The following is a 19,911-nucleotide window of genomic DNA, read 5'->3' on the forward strand; positions in this document are numbered from 1 at the left end:
ATCGAGTCCATGACGCAGACGTCAACCGTCCGCCGGCGGCGCAAGACCCCCGCCGAACGCCGCGATGAGATCGCGGCCGCGGCGCGCGGGATCGCGCTCGCCGACGGTCTCGATGCCGTCACGCTGCGCGCCGTCGCCGCGCGCGTCGGCGTCGCGCCCGGCCTCGTCGCCCACCACGCGGACGGCATGGACGCGCTCGTCGCCGAGGCGTTCGGCGCCGTCGTCGCGGACGAGCTGCGCGCCGTCGTGGGCGCGATGAGGGTGACGGATGCCGCGACGGCGCGGCTCGGCATCCTGCTCGACACCGTCCTCGGCGACGAGCCGAGCGCCGTCACGCTCGTCTGGGTCCAGGGCTGGGCGCTCGGCGCCCGCAACGAGGCGCTCGCCGCACGTGTGCGCGCCGAGATGGACGCGTGGCAGCGGGCGCTCGCCGCCGAGATCGTGCGCGGAACCGGGCGGGGCGAGTTCGCGGAGGTCGATGCGGATGCCGTCGCCTGGCACCTGCTCGCGATGATCGACGGCCTCGGAGCTCACGGCCTCGTCCGCTGGCGCGACGATCCGTCTCGCACCGACCTCACCCGCCGCGCGCTCGCCGCGCTGCTCGGCGTCGCGCCCGGCGCGCTGCACCGCTGACTCGCCGCCGAGACGTCGCAGATGGTCGCCCCGCCGCACCCGCCGGCGACCATCTGCGACGCCTCGAGCCGACGGGAACGGCGGTCATCCGCCGTGAACGGATGCCGGTGGCGTCGGCTCGAGGTCGGCGTCAGCTGTCGGGGCGCGAGATGTCGAGGGTGACGAAGTTCGTGCCGGGGACGAGGCGGACCTCGAACGTCGCGCCGTCGAGCGTGCCGAGCGGGAGGTCGAAGCGCTGCTCGAGGGCGTCCCGGCTCAGGCGGCGCAGCTCGGCCGCCTCGCCGGCGGGGGCAAGGAACTCCATGTCCCCACTGCTGGTCTGCCCGTAGGCATCCGGGTTGTCCTGCCCGATGGCGTCCTCGTACAGCTCCTCGACGATCTGACCGGGGATCTTCTTCGGCGTGCCGAGCACCTCCTTGCCCACCTCGCCGGGGGTCTCGAGCACCGCCTTGCCGATCGAGGTCCCGAGGTCGTTCGCGACGCTGTAGTCCGGCGCGGCGTGGCGTCCGGTGCGGCCGAGCTGTTCCACACCGCGGGTGACGTCCGTGAGCATGTCGTACTTCTTGGCATGGCTGGTAACGGGGGAATCGCGCCGGTGCTTCCCCGCGTCCGCGGCGTTGCGCCGGTCCGTGCCGCGGATGCGGGCGGCGTCGGCGCGGTGCTTGCCGCCGCGCTTGCGGAACGCGCTCCCGAACCCTTTCTTGAACTCGCGGCCGGCGCCGTCGACGGCGTCGACGATCTCGCGCATGAGGCTCTTCATCGTCATGTCAGTCTCCCGAGATCTGCAGGTTGGCCAGGTCCGCGAGCAGCCGATCGGTGCGGTCCTCGATGTCGACGGCCTGCGCGTCCATCTCGTCGGCGGCCGCCTCGAGCGCCTCGATGTCGGCCTCGAACTCGTCCACGTCTCCGACGGCGCCCTCCACGACGGGCGCGTCCATGAGGGCCATGACGATCACCGGGACCTGCTCGACGAGCGGCTCGACGGCGAGGGGCAGCACCTCGTTGATGACCTGCTCGATCGTCGCCTCCATCGCCATGGCGAGCAGCTTCTTGCGCGCGAGCAGCAGCACCGCTGCGCCGCCGGCGCCGAAGGGACCCGCGGCGAGCAGGGGGACGAGCTGCATGAGCGTCAGGGTTACCTCGGCGATGACCTTGATCTTCATCGCGAGGACGATGCCGCCCGCGATGTCGATGCCCGTCGCGGCGGGGCCGAGCACGTCGAGCAGCTTCTGCATGTTGTCGGAACGGTTGCGGTTCCACCCCTCGACCTGCGCCGTGCCCGCGTTGCCCTGCAGCGCCGTGGCCAGGTCGCCGTTCACGCGGCTGTCGACGGCCTGGATGATCGACTCCATGTCGTCGCGATAGCCGCGCACGAGGTCAGCCGCCTTGTGGACCTCGTCCTCGTCGATGTCGGGCCATTCCAGCCCCATCTTGTCCATGATCCAGATCAGCTCATTCGGCAACATCATCCCCACGGGTACCACCTCCGCCGTCGACAGTAGCGAGCGGCCTCCGCGACGGCGATGGGGAGAAGGCCCCATTCCGCCGCGCTCGCGAGACGTCGCAGATGGTCGCCCCACCGCCCGCCGCGCGACCATCTGCGACGCCTCGACCCGACGGGAACGGCGGTCATCGGGTGGCGATGGATGCCGGTGGCGTCGGCTCGGCGACGATCAGATCTCGCGCAGGGTGTGGTGGGAGGGCACGTGGTTGTCGCGGTAGTACGCGACGAAGAGGTCGGCGGCCTCGTCGAGGCTGAAGACCTCGTGCGGGTGCACTTTGGTGCTGTGTCGTCCCTCGTCCCAGCGGATCGTCTCGGTCGACTCCGGCTCGCTGCCGCCGGTCGGCTTGCCGACGGCGTACTGGTGGGCCGTGCCCGCCTCGTCGACCACGCGCACCTCGACGGTCACCCCCTCGGCATCCCCGGCGCACTGGATGTACTCCTCGGAGAACGGAATCTCCGCCAACAGGTCGGCCCCGTCCGGTGCACGCCAGAGGCTGTACGCCCACAGCTTCGCGCCATCCATCCGCCGGACGGAGAACCGGATCTGGTCCTCGTACGGACGGGCCACGTCCACCAGGGGAGAGCGCGCGAACCCGTTGAGCTGCACGATGTGCGTCGGCGTCATCACAGAACTCCCAGCCGGTCGAGCTGCGGGTCGGGGTCAGACACCGCCGAGCTCACGCAGGGTGGACTCGGCGGGCACGCGATCGTCGCGGTAGTAGGCGATGAACAGGTCTGCTGCCTCGTCGAGGGTGAAGACCTCGTTCGTGAAGACCCGCGTGCTGTGCCGGCCGCTGTCCCATCGAATCGTCTCCGTCGGCTCCGACGGGAGTCCCGTGGCGGGTGTGCCGACGGTGCACTGGTGCGCCGCGCCGAACGTGTCTACGGAGCGGACTTCGACCGTCACGCCCGCCGCGTCGCCCGCGCACTGGATGTAGTTCTCCGCCGGAGGCAAGCTCGCCCGGAGGTTCGCACCTTCGGGCGCCCGCCAGAGGCTGAGTGCCCAAAAGGAGGTGCCGTCCATCTGCGTCAGGGTGAACCGGATCTGCTCCTCGAAGGGCCGCAGGTTGTCGATCAGGGGGAACCTGCTCGAACCGTTCTCCTGGAAGATGTGCGTCGGCGTGCTCAAGGTACCTCCTGCAGGATCACATGAACGGCCCATTGTGCCCCGGGAGAGGAACGAGGTAAACCTCCCACTGTCGTCGGCGCCTCACCGACCGGCGATGAGGTCGGCGATGCGGGCGACGGGCGAGGTGCCGCCGCCGCGGTCCTCGTGCGCGTCGGCGAACCGGTAGGCGCCGTAGATCCCGCGCACGGCCAGCCAGCGCAGCGGCTCGGGTTCCCACCGGCGCGCACGGTGCCCGACCCAGGGCAGCGACACGAGGTCGGACTGCTCGCCGAGCACGAGGTCGGCGAGCGTGCGACCGGCGAGGTTCGTGGTCGCGATACCGGTCCCGACGTAGCCGCCCGCCCACCCCAGGCCGCTCGCGCGGTCGAAGCCCACGGTTGCCGCCCAGTCGCGCGGCACGCCGAGCACGCCCGACCACGCGTCCTCGACGGGGACGTCGGATGCCGCCGGGAAGAACCGCCGCAAGAGGTCGGTCAGCGCCGTCACGGTCGACGCCGGCGTCGCCCCGTCCGTGTCGATCCGCGAACCGTACCGGTACGGCACGCCGCGGCCGCCGAACGCGATCCGGCCGTCGGCGGTGCGCTGCGCGTACATGTAGACGTGCGCGGCGTCGCCGAGGGTCGCGGCATCCGTCCACCCGATCTGCTCCCACGCCTCCTCCGGCAGCGGGGCGGTGACGATCATCGACGAGTTCATCGGCAGCCACGTGCGGCGCTCGCCCCGCAGGTCGGTCGTGAACCCCTCGGTCGCGCGGATGACGGCCGACGCCCGCACCGTGCCGCGGTCGGTCACGGCTCGACCGGGCAGGATCTCGGCGACGGCTGTGTCCTCGAAGATCGACACGCCGCGGCGCTCGACCGCGGTGGCCAGCCCGGTCAGCAGCTTCACGGGATGGATGCGGGCGCAGTGCGGATGCCACACCGCGCCGAGCATGCCCGCTACCCGCACGTGCTCGGCGGTCCGCGCGGCATCCCACCGTTCCACGTCGGTGCCCGGCCAGGCCGACTCGGACGCGAACATCGCCTCGAGGCGCGCGAGCTGCGCGGGGCTGCGGGCGATCGTCAGCTCCCCGCCCGCGCGGACGTCGGCGTCGATGCCCTCGGCCGTCGCGACCCGGATCACCTCGTCGACGGTGTCGTTCATGGCGCGCTGCTGGCGGATGCCGCCGTCGCGTCCGTACCGCTCGCGCCCGCCCGTCACCGAGTTCGTCAGCCACCCTCCGTTGCGCCCCGATGCCCCGAACCCGGCGAAGCGACGCTCGATCACCGCGATGCGCAGGTCGGGACGGCGCTCGGTGAGGTAATACGCGGTCCACAGCCCCGTGTAGCCCGCGCCGACGATCGCGACGTCGACGTCGAGGTCCCCGGGCAGCGGTGCGCGCGCCGGCTCGGCGCCGTGGTCACGCCACCAGTGCGAGACGGTGGTCACGCGAGGCTCGCCATGACGTGCTTGAGGCGCGTGTAGTCCTCGAAGCCGTAGACCGAGAGATCCTTGCCGTAGCCGGAGTGCTTGAACCCGCCGTGAGGCATGTCCGACACGAACGGGATGTGCGCATTGATCCAGACGCAGCCGAAGTCGAGGTCGCGGCTGAACCGCAGCGCCCGCGCGTGGTCGGTGGTCCAGACGGATGCGGCGAGGGCGTAGGGCACCCCGTTGGCGAGCGCGAGCGCCTCGGCCTCGGTCTCGAACGCCTGCACTGTCAGGACCGGGCCGAACACCTCCTGCTGCACGATCTCGTCGTCCTGCCGCACCCCGGTGACGATCGTCGCGGGGAAGAAGAACCCCGTGTCGCCCTGCCGGGAGCCGCCTGTCGCGACGCGCGCGTGCGGGGGCAGCCGCTTGATGAACCCCTCGACGCGGGCGAGCTGGTCCCCGTTGTTGAGCGGTCCGAAGAACGCGTCGGGGTCGTCGGGGGTGCCCGTGCGGGCGTGCGCCGCCGCGTGGGCGACGAGCCGGTCGACGAGCTCGTCGTGACGCGAGGCGTGCACGAGCACGCGGGTCGCCGCGGTGCAGTCCTGGCCGGCGTTGAAGAACGCGGCCTCGACGATCCCCGGGACCGCTGCGTCGAAGTCGGCGTCGGCGAAGACGAGCGCGGGCGCCTTGCCGCCGAGTTCGAGATGCACCCGCTTCAGCTGACGGGCCGCGCTCTCGGCGACCTGCATGCCCGCGCGGACCGAGCCGGTGATGGCCACCAGCTGCGGTGTCGGGTGGTCGACGAGCGCCGCTCCGGTGGCCCGGTCGCCGAGGACGACGTTGAGCACGCCGGGCGGCAGGATGCCCGCGGCGAGTTCGGCGAGCCGGACGGTGGTCTGCGGCGTGGTCTCGCTCGGCTTGAGCACGACGGTGTTGCCGGCGGCGATCGCGGGGGCGATCTTCCAGATCGCCATGTTCAGCGGATAGTTCCACGGCGTCACCTGGGCGACGACACCGATCGGCTCGCGCCGCACGTACGAGGTGAACCCCTCGGCGTACTCGGCCGCCGCCCGTCCGTCGAGGTCGCGGGCCGCACCGGCGAAGAACCGCAGCTGATCGACGGACTGATCGATCTCATCCGCGACGAGGGTCGCGCGCGGCTTGCCGGTGTCCTGCGACTCGAGGTCGGCGAACTCCTCCGCGTGCTCCTCGAGGGCGTCGGCGAGACGGAACAGGGCGAGCTGGCGCTTCGCGGGGGTCGTCCCGCGCCAGCCGGGGAAGGCAGCGGATGCCGCCGCGAAGGCGGCATCCACGTCCTCCGCCGTCGACACGCCCATGTGCCCGTAGACCTCGCCGGTGACCGGGCTCACGAGGTCGAGCACCTCGCCCGACGGCGTCCGGCGCTCGCCGCCGATGATGTTCGCGGGGGTCCAGGGGGTGGTGCTCACGGGGTCTCCTTCGGTGCAGAGCCGCGTCGGGACGCGGCGGCGGTCATCCGGACGGATCGTCCGGAGCGGTTAGGCTGTGCCCACCTGTGCTCCCTGAACCCGAACGGCGAGTATCGATGCCTGACACCGACGACGATCGGATGCCGGAGCGGACCGAACGTCCGGACGGCGCCGTCAGCCTGCCCCGGGTGCGGGAGGTGCTCGCCCTCGGTGCGCTGCAGTCGGGTAGGCCCGAGGTGCTCGTCGGCGGTCCGGCGCTGGATGCCTTCGTGCGGTGGGTGCACGTCTCCGACAGCCCGGGCGTCGCCCGGCTGCTCAACGGCGGAGAGCTTTTGCTGTCGACCGGGTCGGCGTGGCCCGACGACCCCGAGCGATTGGCCGAGTTCGTCGTCGAGCTCGCTCGTGCGGGGCTTTCGTGTCTCGTCCTCGAGCTCGGGACCCACCACGCCGCGGTGCCACCCGCAGTCGTCTCGGCCGCCCGCGCGAACGGTCTCGCGCTGGTAGCCCTGCACGACGAGGTGAAGTTCGTCGGGATCACCGAGGCGGTGCACCGCCGGATCATCGACGATCAGTCGGCCGCGCTGCGGGTCCGCGAGGAGGTGCGGTCGCGGTTCACGGCGCTCGCCCTGCGGGGTGCCCCGGCCGACGACATCGTCGCGCAGGTCGGTCACGTGCTGTCCGCCCCCGTCGTCCTCGAGACGCTCGCACACGACGTCGTCGTCGCGGCGGTCCCCGCTGCGATCGAGGAGGAGACCCTCACCCGGTGGGAAGTGCGCTCCCGGCTCGCGCACCGCGGCGCGGGGGAACCGGACTGGCTCATCGTGCCCGTCGAGGCGCGGGGGATCCGCTGGGGTCACCTCATCGCGCTGCCCGGCCCGCCGCATCCGGCCGGCCGGCTCAACGTCGTCGAGCAGGGGGCGCTGGCCCTCTCGTTCGGCCGGCTGACCCAGGGCGGCGCCGAGGAGTGGGGTCGCATCGGCCGGAGTCAGCTGCTCGACCGGCTCATCCGCGGCCGCTTCGGCGCCCGCGGCCCGGTCACCGCGCGCGTCGAGGCGGCGGGGCTCCCCGTCGACGGAGCGCAGCTGCGCGGAGTGGTCGCGACGGGCGTCCTGCCCGATCCGCAGGTCGCCGACGACGCGGCGCGCCGTCTGGGCGGTCGCGCGCTCGCCGGCTCTCCTGCCGGCAGCGGCGTCGCGATGCTCCTGTCGCTGCCGACGCGCGACCCGTTCGACGACGACACCGCCCGCGCGTTCGCGGTCGCCCTCGGAGGCGATCCCGATCGCACGGTCCTGTCCATCGGCTCGGCCGCGACGGGACTGGATGCCGGGCTCGCCTCGCTGCAGGAGGCGATCGACCTCGCCCGCGGCGCGACGGCGCCGCGCACCGGCGGTCCGCACCTGCGGCGCGCGGAGGACCGGCCGCTCGCCCGGCTCATCACGGCCCTGCGCGACGACCATCGCGTCATCGAGCACGGCGAACGCATGCTCGCGCCGCTCATCGACTACGACCTCGCCCGGTCGGGCGACCTCCTCGATGTGCTCGAGGCGATGCTCGCCCATCCCGGCAACCGCACGGCCGCGGCATCCGCGTCGCACCTCTCGCGCTCGGTGTTCTACCAGCGCATCGCGCTCATCCAGGAGCTGCTGGGCGCCGACCTCGACGACGGCGAGGTGCAGACCGCGCTGCACCTCGCGCTTCTCGTGCGTCGCGCGACGGTCGGCTGAGTCCACGTCAGGCGCCGTCCGTCACGTAGACCTTACGCAGGGTCTCGGTGACCGTCCACTCCGTCGCCGTCCCGGCCGAGAGGCGGCCGACCGCGCCGGGGAAGAGGACGAGTTCGCCGCCGGCCCACCGCACGGTGGCCCGGCCGGACAGCACGACGAACACCTCGTCCACCTCGACGTCGGTCGAGGTGCCGGGGGTGTGCTCCCACACGCCGACCGACTCCGTCAGCTCGACCCACCCGGTCTCGGGCGCGCCGGCGACGACCTGCTCTGTGGGGAGAGGGGAGAGGGGGATGTCGAGGGCCGCGGCATCCTGCACCGTCTGCGGCTCGAGGGCGCTCATGAGTCGAACCCGAGGCCGAGCGCGTCCAGGGTCCGCAGGAGTGCGTTGCGGCGCCCGCGGCGATGGTCGGCGCGATCCAGCGACCACCGCGTCGCCTCGATCCCGATCGCGGCCGCCGGTTCGGGCGGGAAGGGCAGCGGGCGCTTTCGCACCATCTTGAGCGCGGTCCGCTCGGTCTCGAGACCGCCGAGCAGGTCGAGCATGACGTCGGCCGCGAAGCGCGTCGATCCGACCCCGAGGCCCGTGAACCCGGCGGCGTAGGCGACGCGCCCGCGCCGGGCGGTGCCGAAGAACGCCGTGAACTGGGTCGAGGTGTCGATCGCCCCCGCCCAACGGTGCGAGAACCGCAGCCCCTCGAGCTGCGGGAACGTCGTGAAGAAGTGGCTGGCGAGCCGGCGCCAGGACTCGGGTCGGTCCTCGTAGCGCGGGTCGACGCGGCGCCCGTAATGGTAGACGGCGTCGTAGCCGCCGAAGAGGATGCGGCCGTCCCGGGTCGGGCGGTAGTAGTGGAACTGGTTGGCCATGTCGCCGATGCCCTGGCGGTTGCGCCAGCCGATCGCCTCCCACTGCGCCTCGCTGAGCGGCTCGGTCATGAGGACGTAGTCGTAGACCGGCACAGTCATGAGCCGGTAGCGGCGCAGCAGCGAGGGGAACACGTTCGTCGCGAGCGCGGCGTGCGCGGCATCCACCCGCCCCTCCTCGGTGACGACCGACACCCCGCCGGCGGACGGTGTCTCGATCGCGCGGACGCGGGTGCGTTCGGCGATGACGACGCCGCGCTCCTCGCAGGCGCGGGCGAGCTCCGCCGCCATCAGTCCGGGGTGGACGAGCGCCGTCGTGTCCTTCTCCCACACGGCGCCGAGGTAGGTGGGCGAGTCGACCTCCCGTCGCGTCGCCGCCTCGTCGAGCAGGGTGACGTGCGGGTCCTCGCGCGCCCAGTCCTCGAGCCACGCCAGCTGGTGCTCCTCGACGGCGGGGGCGAGCTGGCCCGTCCGCTCGAACTGGAAACCGATGCCGTAGTCGCCCTCCGCAGCCGCGATGGCGGCCAGGTTCTCGCGGCCGAGGCGGTCGAGGGTCGGCATCTCGTCGGGCCAGCGGGCCAGGCCGTTCTCGGGCCCGTGCGTGAGGCTCGCCTCGCAGAACCCGCCGTTGCGTCCCGACGCCGCCCAGCCGACCCGGTTCGCCTCGAGGACCACGACGCGGAGCCCCGGATCGCGGGTGACGGCGAGGAGCGCCGTCCAGAGCCCGGTGTACCCCGCGCCGACGATCACGAGGTCGGCGCGGTGGGTGCCGCGCAGCGGCGGACGGTCCGGGCGCAGGGTGCGGGGCACGTCCTCGGTCCAGAACACGGCGTGCCGACTGTCGTCGAGACTGCGGTCGATGACGGATGCTGCCGGTGGCCGCCGCTCGAAGACCGTGGTGTGGGCGCTCACGCGTCCTCCGACGCGTAGACGCGGGTGCCGTCGACGAAGGTCTGCAGCACGCGCGTCGCCCCGATCCGGTCGGCGGGGCCGGCGAACGGATCGCGGTCGAGGACGGCGAGGTCGGCGGCCTTGCCGACCTCGATCGTGCCCGTCGTCTCGTCGAGGTGGTTCACCCACGCGGAGCCGGCCGTGTAGGCGGTGAGGGATGTCGCGAGGTCGATGGCCTGCTCGGGCAGGAACGCCTCGTAGTCGCCCTCCTCGTGTCCCGGCGCGGCCATGCGGTTGACGGCGGTGTGGATCGCTGCGAGCGGGTCGGGCGTCGAGACCGACCAGTCGCTGCCCGCCGCGAGCACGGCACCGGCGCGGAGGAGGTCGCCGAAGGGGTACTGCCACGCGATGCGCGGCTCGCCGAGGAAGGGCAGCGTCAGGTCGATCATCTGGGGCTCGTACGTCGCCCAGAGGGACTGCATGTTGGCGGCGACGCCGAGCTCCCGGAACCGTGCGACGTCGTCGGGGTGGATCACCTGCAGGTGCGCGATGTGGTGCCGGCTGTCGGTGCGACCGTTGCGGGCGATCGCGTGCTCGACGGCGTCGAGGCACTGCCGCACGGCGCGGTCGCCGATCGCGTGGAAGTGCACCTGGAAGCCGAGGGCGTCCAGCTGCGGGACGGCCTTGTTCAGGATCTCGGGGTCTACGAACGAGATGCCCGAATTGTCGGTGGGGTGGCCGTGACCGTCGTGGTAGGGCGCGAGCATCGAGGCGGTGAAGTTCTCCGCGACGCCGTCCTGCATGATCTTGATGCTCGTGGCCTGGAAACGGCCGTGGCTGAAGCGCTCGCGACGCTCGAGGAGCGACGGGATCTGCTCCAGCCCCGCCGTGCGGTCCCACCAGAGCGCGCCGACGACCTTGCCGGTGAGCGAGCCGTCCCGGGCCGCCTCGCGGTAGGTCTCGCCCTGGTCGACGAGGTCGCTGTAGGTTCCCACGATCGCGTCCTGCCACGCGGTGATCCCGAACGAGTGCAGGTACCGCTGGCCGGCGAGGAGGGCCTCGCGCAGGAAGGCGGGGGAGGGGTCGTCGATCAGCCGGTTCACGAGCGACATCGCGCCCTCGTGGAGCGTGCCCGTCGGGTGGCCGTCGGCATCCCGTTCGATCCGTCCGTCGTCCGGGTCGGGGGTGTCGCGGTCGATGCCGGCGAGGCGCAGCGCAGCGGAGTTCACCCATGCCCCGTGCCCGTCGCGGTTGGGGAGGAAGGCGGGCCGGTCCGGCAGGACGCGGTCGAGCACCGTGGCGGTGGGGGTCCCGCCGGGGAACGCCGACATCGCCCAGCCGCCGCCGAGGATCCACTCCTCGTCCGGGTGGGATGCCGCATACTCCGCGATCGTGGCGAGGTAGTCCGCCTCGGTGGTGCCCTCGCCGAGGTCGCAGCGGAGCAGCTCGAGTCCGCCGGAGACGGGGTGGACGTGCGCGTCCTGGAAGCCGGGCACGAGCAGCCGTCCGGCGAGGTCGACGACCTCGGTGCCCGGTCCGATCAGCTCCGACACGTGGTGCCCGACAGCCACGATGCGCCCTCCCGCGACGGCGACGGCCGAGGCGCGCGAGCGGACGGTGTCGGCGGTGAAGACCGGTCCGCCGGTGAAGACGAGATCAGCGGATGCCACGGCTCATCCTCCTCCCATGGTGCGGGCGATGTCGGTGGCGGAGTCGCCGGCCCGACGCAGGACGATCGCGACGACCGCGAGGGCCACGAGGGTCAGCAGCAGCATCACCGTCGACACCGCCGCGATCTCGGGACGCAGCCCCGACCGCACGGCGCTGAGGACGTAGACGGGCCACGGCGTCGAGCCCGACACCTGCACGAAGGCGGCGATGACGGTGTTGTCGAGACCGAGCGTGAACGAGAGGAGGAAGCCGGCGAAGACCGCGGGGGCCGCCAGTGGCAGGGTCACCCGACGGAACGTCGTGAACGCCGACGCGTACAGGTCGCTCGAGGCCTCCTCGAGGTTGGCGTCCTGCCCGACGAGGCGGGCGCGGACGAGGTACGAGACGACGGCGGTCGAGAAGAGCGAGGCGCCGATCGACAGGCGGACGATGCCGTCGTCGAACACCGCCATTCCGGCATCCTGCCCCAGCATGACGAACCAGGGGAGCAGCGCGACCGCGTCGACGATCTCGGGCGTGACCGAGACGAACAGCAGCAGGCCCAGGAACCACCACACCCACCTGCCGGGGTGCCGGGCCATCGCGATTCCCGCGAGCGTGCCGAGGACGGTCGCGATCGCCGCCGAGAAGGCGGCGGTCACGATCGACACCCGGACCGCGTTCTGCACCGCGGGCTTCTCGAGGATCGTCGCGAACGCGTCGAGTCCGAAGCCGTCCCACGACACGAGCAGCCGGCCGGTGTTGAACGAGTAGACGACGATCACGATGATCGGCGCGAACAGGAAGAGGAGGACCAGCACGCCCCAGACGTTCAGGGCGATGTCGCTCCACGAGCGGTGGTGCCGGCGGTCGCTGCCGGGCAGCGTGCCGTCGCTGCGACGCAGGATCGCCTCGGTCTTGGTGGTGACGCTCATGCCGGGATCTCCAGACGGTTCCGCAGTCGCGCCGGCAGCAGGACGAGCCACATGAGGCCCGCAGCGACGCCGATGCTCAGTGCGATGACGAGCATCAGGACGACGGCCATCGCCGAGCCCAGCGCCCAGTTCTGCGCGGTCTGGAACTGGCTCGCGACGAGCTGACCGACCATGTTGCCCTGCGCGCCCCCGAGGACGGTCGCCGTGATGTAGTCGCCCATGAGCGGGATGTAGACGAGCAGCACGCCCGCGACGATGCCGGGACGCGAGAGCGGCAGCGTCACGCGGGCGAACGTCGCGAACTTGCCGGCACCGAGGTCCTTTGACGCCTCGCGCACGAGCGGACCGACCCGGTCGAACGCGACGAACAGCGGCAGGATCATCAGCGGCAGGTAGTTGTAGACCACGCCCAGCAGGACCGCGCCCCGGGTGTAGAGCAGATCGAGCGGACCGTCGAGCAGCCCCAGTTGCTGCAGGCTCGACGACAGCCATCCCTCCGGCGCGATGATGACCTGCCAGCCGATCGTGCGCACGAGGAAGTTCGTCCAGAACGGGATGAGGATGAGCGCCAGCAGGATGCCGCGGCGCTGCGGGCGCACCTTGAACGCCATCCAGTAGGCGACCGGTGCGCCGATCGCGAAGCAGAGGGCGGTGCCGAGCACCCCCACCCAGAGGGTGTTCTGGAACGTCGTGAAGAAGGTCGGCGACAGCGCCTCGACGTAGCGGTCGAACGAGAGCACGTCGTTGGCGTGCGTCCCGAAGATCCCGGGCTTGTAGCCGAAGCTGAACCACACGACCAGGAGGACCGGGGCGACGAAGAACGCGACCAGCCATGCCCAGGCGGGCAGCGCGAGCAGGCCGCCGAGCGACCGTCTACGCACCCGCAGCGGCCTTCATCTCGTTCCAGATCGCGACGCGCGTCGTCTGCGAGTCATTGAGCTGCTGCTCGTGCATGGTCGCGAGCTGCGCCTCGGTGAAGAAGATGAGATCGGTCAGCTCCATCCCGGCGTCCTCCGCCGTCTTCTGCATGTCCTTGCCGCCGACGTTGTAACCGATGTAGTCGAGGGACAGCATGAGGGACTCGGGTGTGAGCGAGTAGTTGATGAAGGCGTGCGCCGCTTCGGGATGCGGTGCGCCCGCCGCGATCGCCCAGTTGTCCATCCAGAGCTCGGTGACGGGGCCGGGGAGGACCCACTGCCAGCGGTCGGGGTCGCTCGATTCGAGCAGCCCCAGGCGGGCGTCGCCGTTCCACGCCTGCATGAGGACCTGCGTGCCCTGCGGGATGGCGTTCGTGCCGGGGTAGGAGTCGAACGCCGAGATGTGCGGCGCGATCTCGTTCACGAGGAACGCGCGGCAGGCCTCGAGCTCGTCGGCGTCCTCGGTGTTCCAGTCCAGGTCGTTGGCCCAGAAGTAGGCGCCGATGATGCCGGCTGGGTCGTCCGACATGCTCGTGCGGCCGCTCGCCTCGTTCTGGGCGGCGTCGAAGAAGTCCGACCAGGACGTCAGCTCGCGGGTGATGACGGTCTTGTCGTAGACGAAGCCGGTCGTGCCCCACGCCTTGCAGACGGAGTACTCGTTCTCGGGGTCCCAGGCGCGTGCGAGCGAGGACGGGTCGAGGTTCGAGAGGTTCGGCAGGAGGTCCTTGTTCAGCTTCGTGAGCAGCCCGTTCTCGATCATCTGCGGGATGAAGACGCCCGTGGGGACCACGATGTCGTATCCGCTCGTGCCCTTCGCGGCGACGAGCTTCGCGATGAGCTCCTCGTTGGAGCTGTACGAGTCGAGCGAGACCTTGGGGCCGAGCGCCTTCGTGAATCCCGCGACGACGTCGGGGGAGTCGTAGTCGCCCCACGTATAGACGGAGAGTGCGTCCTCGAGCGCCCCGCCGCTGGCCTGCGCCTGCGGGCCGGTGCTCGACCCGCCGCCCGGCGCGCAGGCGGCCAGCAGAGCGGCCGTGCCGCCGAGCGCGGCCAGGCTGAGGACCTGGCGCCGCGAGATCTCGCGACGGATGAAGGGGACGGCATCGGCGTGGGCGAGGACGCGGATCGGGTTCGGCTCGGTCATCGGGTGCCTCCGGGTCGGTGAGTGTGCGGTGCGGGGATCATTCGGTGGGAGGGGCGACGTACCCGGCTGCGGCGGCCGCGTCGTCCGAGGGGAACAGCAGCACGTCCTGCGGGCGCCAGCGGCAGACCACCGCGTCGCCGAGGGCCAGACGCGGCGCCTGCGGCGTCGGACGCCGGACGATGAGGCTCTGATCGTCGCCCAGGCGCACGAGGTACTGCATCGTCTCGCCGAGGTGCGAGACGCCGAGGAGCTCTCCGCGCACCTCGTTCGGCTGCGCGTCGGCATCCGTCTCGCCCTCGATCGTGACGTTCTCGGGGCGGACCGCGGCGCTGCCGGTGCCGGAGGGGAGGACGCTCGCCGCCGCGCGGACGCGCACGTGCGGGCTGTCGATGCCGGCGCCGCCGTCGGTCACCGTGCCGCGGAAGAAGTTCTGCTGCCCGACGAACGCCGCGACGTAGGCGGTGGCCGGGCGCGAGTAGACCGTGTCGGCGTCGGCGAGCTGCTCGATGCGTCCCTCGCGCATGATCGCGATGCGGTCGCTCATCGAGAGGGCCTCGCCCTGGTCGTGCGTGACGAAGACGAAGGTGATGCCCAGGCGCGACTGCAGCAGTTTGAGCTCGAGCTGCATCTCCTCGCGCAACTGCCGGTCGAGGGCGCCGAGCGGCTCGTCGAGGAGGAGGACGGACGGCCGGTTGACGAGGGCGCGGGCGAGGGCGATGCGCTGCTGCTGACCGCCGGAGAGCTGCGTGGGTCGGCGACCGGCGAAGCGGCGCATCTGCACCATGTCGAGGGCGGCGGTCACGCGCTCCTGGATCTCGGACTTCGAGGTGCGCCGCTGCGTCAGCCCGTAGGCGACGTTCTCGGCGACGGACATGTGGGGGAAGAGGGCGTACGCCTGGAACACCGTGTTCACGTCGCGCTTATTGGGAGGCGTGCCCCGGACATCCGCCCCCGAGATCGAGATGCGTCCGGAGTCGGGGTGTTCGAAACCGGCGATCATGCGCAGGGTGGTCGTCTTGCCGCATCCCGACGGGCCGAGCAGCGAGATGAACTCGCCCGGCTCGATGGTGAGGGAGAGACGGTCGACGGCGGTCTGATCGCCGTAGCGCTTCGTGACGTCGGTCAGTACGACGGCGCCTTCTCGGGCGCTCGTCCGGGTCGCGTCCTGCAGGAAGGCTTCGGGTGCCATCGTCACGGGTCCTCCGCTCTTGCGCCGGAGGGCGGCGCATTTCGCGTCATTCAATACGTCCGGATGGGTTCCGTGCAACGCGGCCGGAAGGGAATCGGACGGATCCGGACGGGCGTGCGCACGGGCCGACAGTTTGTCCGGAAGACGTTCACCGCGCGGTAACAAACTCTTCTCGCGACGGTCGATCACTTCCCTCCCGGCGGGCTCGAACCGACGCGAAGTGCGGTCATCGCGGCGGCATGCGAACAGTTCGAGTCGGCTCGGACCCCGGAGCCCGCGAGGCGTCGCAGATGGTCGCGATTCGCCCCGACGGTCGTAGGGTCGAGCCATGACTCGCGCGAGACTGATCGACCCCCACGAGCTCGAGCGGATGATGCGGGATGCCGCGCCGCTGACGGTCCTCGACGTGCGGTGGCGGCTCGACCGCCCCGACGGGCGGGCGGACTACGAGGCGGGTCACATCCCCGGTGCGGTGTACGTGAGCCTCAACGACGAGCTCGCCGCCCACGGCGCGCCGGAGGACGGCCGGCATCCGCTGCCCGACATCGCCGACCTGCAGACCGCCGCCCGGCGCTGGGGCGTCGACACGGGCGACACCGTCGTGGTCTACGACGACTGGCAGACATTCGGCGCCGCGCGCGCCTGGTGGGTGTTGACGGATGCCGGGGTGCCCGACGTTCGCGTGCTGGACGGTGGACTGGGGGCATGGCGCAGCGCCGGCCTCCCGCTCGAGTCCGGGCCCGTGCACGCGGCGCGCGGCGACGTCGCGCTGACGCCGGGACACCTGCCGCGCCTCGACATCGACGAGGCGGCGGCGCTGCCGGCATCCGGGATCCTCTTCGACGTGCGCGCGCCCGAGCGCTACCGCGGCGACGTCGAGCCGATGGACCCGCGGGCGGGGCACATCCCCGGCGCGGTCAACGCGCCGACGGGCGGCAACGTCGACGAGCACGGGCGCTTCCTCTCGCCCGAGCACCTGCGTGAGCGCTACGCGGCGCTCGGCGTCGCTGGCGACACGACCGTCGGCGTCAGCTGCGGCTCGGGGGTGTCGGCCGCGCAGGCCGCATTCGCGCTGAGCCTCGCCGGCGTCGACGCGGCGCTCTACGGCGGGTCGTGGAGCCAGTGGGCGAACCACCCCGACCGCCCGGTCGCGACCGGCGATCGCCCGTAACGCTCAGCCGAGGACGGCCCGGGCCGCGCGCTCAGCCGAGACGAGCGCGCCCGCGATCGACGGCGTCTCGCGGTGATCGCCCGCGAGGACGACCCGATCCGACAGGCGCACCGGCGACGCGTGCCGCAGCGGCGGAGGCAGAGCCGGCAGCGCGTGGGGGATGTCGTCGCGGCGCAGCAGCTCCCAGCTCCGCGCCTCGCCGCCCCACATCCGCTCCATGTGGGCGCGCACGGCACGCTCGTCGGCACCGCTGCCCAGCAGGCAGCTCGCCGCCACGAGGTGCCGGCCGGCCGACGCGTAGGCGGGGGCCGTCCGTGACATCACGACGCTGTTGACGATCGGTCCCGAGCGCTCGCCGTCCACCGCGAGCAGAGCGGATGCCGGTGCCTCCGGCCCCGTGCCGAACCACCACGTCTGCAGCCCCCGCATCGCCGGTGCCGGCAGGTCGGTGAGCCCCGCCAGCGCCTCGCCGCCCACGGCCACGACCACCTCGCGCGCGGCGATCGGGGCGGCCCCGTCGAGCTCGACACGGTCTGCGCGGACGTCCATGCTGCGCACGGCATGAGAGAGGCGGATGTCGGCCCCCGCGGTACGGGCGAGGTCGGCGAGCCGTCGCGGCAGGGTCGCGACGCCCTGCGCGGGCACGCCCGGGCGGCCGAGCGCGAACAGCCGGGCGAGCAGCGTCGCGTACGCGCCGGACGTCGCGGCGCCGTCGTCGGCGAGCACGCCGGTGAGGAACGGTTCGAGCACCGAGCGGCGCAGCGGGCCGGTCAGACCGACGCGGTCCCACCTCTCATGCAGGGTCGCGTCGTGTCCCTCGGCGACGGATGCCGGGCGCACCAGCGCCGGCACGAGCCACCGCGCCGCGGCTACGAGATCCCGCGCCGAGACGAGACCCGAGAACGCACCCGCGACGGTGGCCGGCAGGAGCTCGGGGTGCCGCAGCGGATGCGCGAGGACGTCCGACCCTCCGCCGCGCACGACACGCACCCCGACGGGGAACGGGCGCAGGTCGAGGTCGGCGGGATCGAGCGCGCGGGCGAGCGCGTCGTAGTGGGGGTTCACGACCTGGAACCCCCGGTCGAGCAGGAACCCGTCGACGCGGTCGGTGCGCTGCCGACCGCCGACCTCGTCGGCCGCGTCGAGGACGACGACGTCGCGTCCGGCGCGGGCGAGCAGCGTCGCGCAGCGGAGCCCGGCGAGGCCCGCGCCGATGACGACGACATCGTGGAGTGCGGCCATGGCGACAGCCTCGCACAGCGCGTCGCCCCGGCATCCGTAGTTGAATTCAAGGATGCGAGCTGCGTATATGTACGGTCCCGGTGACGTCCGCGTGATCGACGCCCCCGAGCCCCGGATCGAACAGCCCACCGACGCCGTCCTTCGCACCGTCGTCGCGTGCGTGTGCGGCAGCGACCTGCACCCATACCACTCGATGACCCCGTCCGAGCGGGGGCGCTCGATGGGGCACGAGATGATCGGCGTCGTCGAGGAGGTCGGTTCCGAGGTCCGCACGGTCGCGCCCGGTGACGTCGTCATCGTGCCGTTCGTCTTCTCGTGCGGCGCGTGCGAGTTCTGTCGTGCCGGGCTGCAGACCTCGTGCCGCTTCGCGGGCCTCTCGGTGCCCACGGGCGCCGGCGGTGCGCAGGCCGAGCGTCGGCGCGCCCCGTTCGCCGACGGCACCCTGTATCGGGTCGACGTCGCCGAGGACGACCCGCGGATGCCGGGCCTCCTGACCCTCAGCGACGTCTACGGCACGGGCTGGCACGCGGCGGTCACGGGCGGCGTCGCGACCGGCACGGACGTCGTCGTCATCGGCGACGGCGCCGTCGGGCTGCTCGCCGTGCTGTCCGCGCAGAGGCTCGGGGCGGAGCGCATCATCCTCATGGGCCGCCACGAGGCGCGCACCGACCTGGGCCGCCGCTACGGCGCGACCGACGTCGTCGCGGCCCGCGGCGACGAGGGCGTGGCCGCCGTTCGCGAGCTGACCGGCGGCCTCGGCGCGCACGTCGTCATCGACGCGGTCGGTCACCTGCCGGCGTACGAGCAGGCCCTCGGCGCCGTGCGCGCCGGCGGCACCGTGACCCGCGTCGGCGTGCCCCAGTACGCCGACGCGCCGCTGCAGCGGGTGCAGTTCGAGAAGAACGTCACGGTCACCGGCGGCGTCGCACCGGTGCGGGCCTACATCGACGACCTCCTGCCGGGCGTCCTCGACGGTACAGTCGACCCCGGGGCCGTCTTCGATCGCGAACTGAGCCTCGGCGAAGCCGCCGACGGCTACCGCCTGATGGATGACCGCGCCGCCCTGAAAGTGATGCTCCGCCCGTGACCTCCGCCCTGCCGCTCTCCGGCACCCAGCACACCCTTCGCTTCGGCCCGTACGAGGCGGTCATCGTCTCGACCGGCGCCTCGCTGCGCGTCCTCCGCCACGACGGCCGCGACCTCATCGTCCCGTTCGACGCCGACGAGGTGCGCCCCGACTACCGCGGCACGACGCTCGCCCCCTGGCCGAACCGCATCGTCGACGGCACGTACACCTTCGACGGCCAGGAGCTCGTGGCGGCGCTGACCGAACCCGAGCGCTCGCACGCCCTCCACGGCCTGCTCTCGTGGGCCGACTTCGAGCGCGTCTCGGGCACCGAGAGCGCGGTGACCCTCGGCGCGACCGTCGTCCCCCAGTCGGGGTACCCGTGGCGTGTGCGCGTCGAGACGACGTACGCCCTCGGCGCGGACGGGCTCACGCAGACGGTGCGTGCACGCAACCTCAGCGACCGGCCCGCACCGTTCGGCACCGGCCCGCACCCGTACCTGAAGGCCGGCCCCGCGCGGCTCGACGAATGGACGCTCGCGCTGCCCGCGGCATCCGTCCTCGAAGTCACGCCCGACCGGCTCAGCCCCGTCGCGCTGCACCCCGTGACCGACCACGACCCCGAGCGGTTCGACCGGCGCGCGCCGCGGCCGCTCGGCGACGTGCAGCTCGACCACGCGTTCACCGACCTCGAGACGGATGCCGCCGGTACGGCCGTCCTGCGCCTGACCGACCCGTCGGGTGTCGGCGTCGAGGTCACCTGGGGTGCGGAGTGCCCGTGGGTGCAGGTCTACACGGGCGACAAGCCCGACGGGCCCGCGAACCCGGCGCACCGCAACGGTGTCGCCGTCGAGCCGATGACGTGCGCGCCCGACGCGTTCAACGCCGCCTCGTACGACTACGACGCGGGCCTGCTGGTGCTCGAGCCGGGCGCCGAGTTCTCGGCCTCGTGGCGCATCGCGGCGATCTGACCCTGCATCGTCATCCCTAG

Annotated in this window: 19 protein-coding genes; 5 read left to right on the forward strand and 14 right to left on the reverse strand. The window is 72.3% G+C overall.

Going from position 1 to position 19,911, the window contains the following annotated elements; genetic code table 11:
* Positions 1 to 9 precede the first annotated feature (9 nt).
* Positions 10 to 633 (forward strand): TetR/AcrR family transcriptional regulator, encoded by a 624-nt coding sequence (locus ACPEH2_RS05735; RefSeq protein ID WP_253035657.1) that lies wholly within the window; start codon positions 10 to 12, stop codon positions 631 to 633.
* A 130-nt stretch (positions 634 to 763) separates the two neighbouring features.
* Here the strand turns inward: ACPEH2_RS05735 and ACPEH2_RS05740 are convergent, their stop codons facing one another.
* The 6 genes from ACPEH2_RS05740 to ACPEH2_RS05765 form a co-directional block, all read right to left on the reverse strand.
* Positions 764 to 1,399, reverse strand: a complete 636-nt coding sequence (locus tag ACPEH2_RS05740) for a hypothetical protein (protein ID WP_423718423.1) — start codon at positions 1,397 to 1,399, stop codon at positions 764 to 766.
* Position 1,400: 1 nt separating this feature from the next.
* Positions 1,401 to 2,102, reverse strand: a complete 702-nt coding sequence (locus tag ACPEH2_RS05745; RefSeq protein ID WP_311285281.1) for a hypothetical protein — start codon at positions 2,100 to 2,102, stop codon at positions 1,401 to 1,403.
* 204 nt (positions 2,103 to 2,306) lie between these two features.
* Positions 2,307 to 2,762 carry a hypothetical protein gene (locus ACPEH2_RS05750; protein ID WP_423718424.1) on the reverse strand — a complete coding sequence of 152 codons (456 nt, stop codon included), beginning with the start codon at positions 2,760 to 2,762 and terminating at the stop codon, positions 2,307 to 2,309.
* 36 nt (positions 2,763 to 2,798) lie between these two features.
* A complete protein-coding gene (locus ACPEH2_RS05755; protein ID WP_423718425.1) occupies positions 2,799 to 3,266 on the reverse strand; it encodes a hypothetical protein in 468 nt (155 codons plus the stop codon).
* Positions 3,267 to 3,347: 81 nt separating this feature from the next.
* A complete protein-coding gene (locus tag ACPEH2_RS05760) occupies positions 3,348 to 4,694 on the reverse strand; it encodes an NAD(P)/FAD-dependent oxidoreductase (protein ID WP_423718426.1) in 1,347 nt (448 codons plus the stop codon).
* Positions 4,691 to 6,127, reverse strand: a complete 1,437-nt coding sequence (locus ACPEH2_RS05765) for an aminobutyraldehyde dehydrogenase (protein WP_423718427.1) — start codon at positions 6,125 to 6,127, stop codon at positions 4,691 to 4,693. The genes ACPEH2_RS05760 and ACPEH2_RS05765 overlap by 4 nt, the downstream gene beginning before the upstream one ends.
* A gap of 116 nt (positions 6,128 to 6,243) precedes the next feature.
* Here ACPEH2_RS05765 and ACPEH2_RS05770 point away from each other — a divergent pair, with 116 nt between their 5' ends.
* Positions 6,244 to 7,851 carry a PucR family transcriptional regulator gene (locus tag ACPEH2_RS05770; RefSeq protein ID WP_423718428.1) on the forward strand — a complete coding sequence of 536 codons (1,608 nt, stop codon included), beginning with the start codon at positions 6,244 to 6,246 and terminating at the stop codon, positions 7,849 to 7,851.
* 7 nt (positions 7,852 to 7,858) lie between these two features.
* On the opposite strand, the gene ACPEH2_RS05775 is transcribed toward ACPEH2_RS05770, so the two are convergent.
* From ACPEH2_RS05775 to ACPEH2_RS05805, 7 genes are read right to left on the reverse strand one after another with little or no spacing between them, the layout of a single operon-like run.
* Positions 7,859 to 8,194 carry a cupin domain-containing protein gene (locus ACPEH2_RS05775; protein WP_423718429.1) on the reverse strand — a complete coding sequence of 112 codons (336 nt, stop codon included), beginning with the start codon at positions 8,192 to 8,194 and terminating at the stop codon, positions 7,859 to 7,861.
* Positions 8,191 to 9,627: an NAD(P)/FAD-dependent oxidoreductase gene (locus ACPEH2_RS05780; RefSeq protein WP_423718430.1), complete on the reverse strand. Its 1,437-nt coding sequence runs from the start codon at positions 9,625 to 9,627 to the stop codon at positions 8,191 to 8,193. The genes ACPEH2_RS05775 and ACPEH2_RS05780 overlap by 4 nt, the downstream gene beginning before the upstream one ends.
* Positions 9,624 to 11,276, reverse strand: a complete 1,653-nt coding sequence (locus tag ACPEH2_RS05785; RefSeq protein WP_423718431.1) for an amidohydrolase — start codon at positions 11,274 to 11,276, stop codon at positions 9,624 to 9,626. Before ACPEH2_RS05785 ends, ACPEH2_RS05780 begins: the two co-directional genes overlap by 4 nt.
* Positions 11,277 to 11,279: 3 nt before the next feature.
* Entirely contained in the window at positions 11,280 to 12,191 is a 912-nt protein-coding gene (locus tag ACPEH2_RS05790) for an ABC transporter permease (RefSeq protein WP_423718433.1), read from the reverse strand.
* A complete protein-coding gene (locus ACPEH2_RS05795; protein WP_423718434.1) occupies positions 12,188 to 13,072 on the reverse strand; it encodes an ABC transporter permease in 885 nt (294 codons plus the stop codon). Before ACPEH2_RS05795 ends, ACPEH2_RS05790 begins: the two co-directional genes overlap by 4 nt.
* Entirely contained in the window at positions 13,065 to 14,252 is a 1,188-nt protein-coding gene (locus ACPEH2_RS05800; protein ID WP_423718436.1) for an extracellular solute-binding protein, read from the reverse strand. The genes ACPEH2_RS05795 and ACPEH2_RS05800 overlap by 8 nt, the downstream gene beginning before the upstream one ends.
* 37 nt (positions 14,253 to 14,289) lie before the next feature.
* On the reverse strand, positions 14,290 to 15,441 hold the full coding sequence (locus ACPEH2_RS05805; RefSeq protein ID WP_423718438.1) for an ABC transporter ATP-binding protein: 1,152 nt from the start codon (positions 15,439 to 15,441) through the stop codon (positions 14,290 to 14,292).
* Between the two features lie 328 nt (positions 15,442 to 15,769).
* Between ACPEH2_RS05805 and ACPEH2_RS05810 the strand changes: the two genes are divergently transcribed.
* Positions 15,770 to 16,612, forward strand: coding sequence for a sulfurtransferase (locus ACPEH2_RS05810; protein ID WP_423718439.1), 843 nt, complete (start codon positions 15,770 to 15,772; stop codon positions 16,610 to 16,612).
* A gap of 3 nt (positions 16,613 to 16,615) precedes the next feature.
* Here the strand turns inward: ACPEH2_RS05810 and ACPEH2_RS05815 are convergent, their stop codons facing one another.
* Positions 16,616 to 17,854, reverse strand: coding sequence for an FAD-dependent oxidoreductase (locus ACPEH2_RS05815; protein ID WP_423718441.1), 1,239 nt, complete (start codon positions 17,852 to 17,854; stop codon positions 16,616 to 16,618).
* Between the two features lie 52 nt (positions 17,855 to 17,906).
* On the opposite strand from ACPEH2_RS05815, the gene ACPEH2_RS05820 reads away from it, so the two are divergent.
* Both ACPEH2_RS05820 and ACPEH2_RS05825 read left to right on the forward strand, forming a co-directional pair.
* Positions 17,907 to 18,941: a zinc-binding dehydrogenase gene (locus ACPEH2_RS05820; RefSeq protein ID WP_423718443.1), complete on the forward strand. Its 1,035-nt coding sequence runs from the start codon at positions 17,907 to 17,909 to the stop codon at positions 18,939 to 18,941.
* Positions 18,938 to 19,891 carry an aldose 1-epimerase family protein gene (locus ACPEH2_RS05825; RefSeq protein ID WP_423718444.1) on the forward strand — a complete coding sequence of 318 codons (954 nt, stop codon included), beginning with the start codon at positions 18,938 to 18,940 and terminating at the stop codon, positions 19,889 to 19,891. The genes ACPEH2_RS05820 and ACPEH2_RS05825 overlap by 4 nt, the downstream gene beginning before the upstream one ends.
* Positions 19,892 to 19,911: the final 20 nt, after the last annotated feature.

It is taken from the genome of Microbacterium sp. NPDC064942 (assembly GCF_049545525.1).
Lineage (GTDB): Bacteria > Actinomycetota > Actinomycetes > Actinomycetales > Microbacteriaceae > Microbacterium > Microbacterium gawkjiense.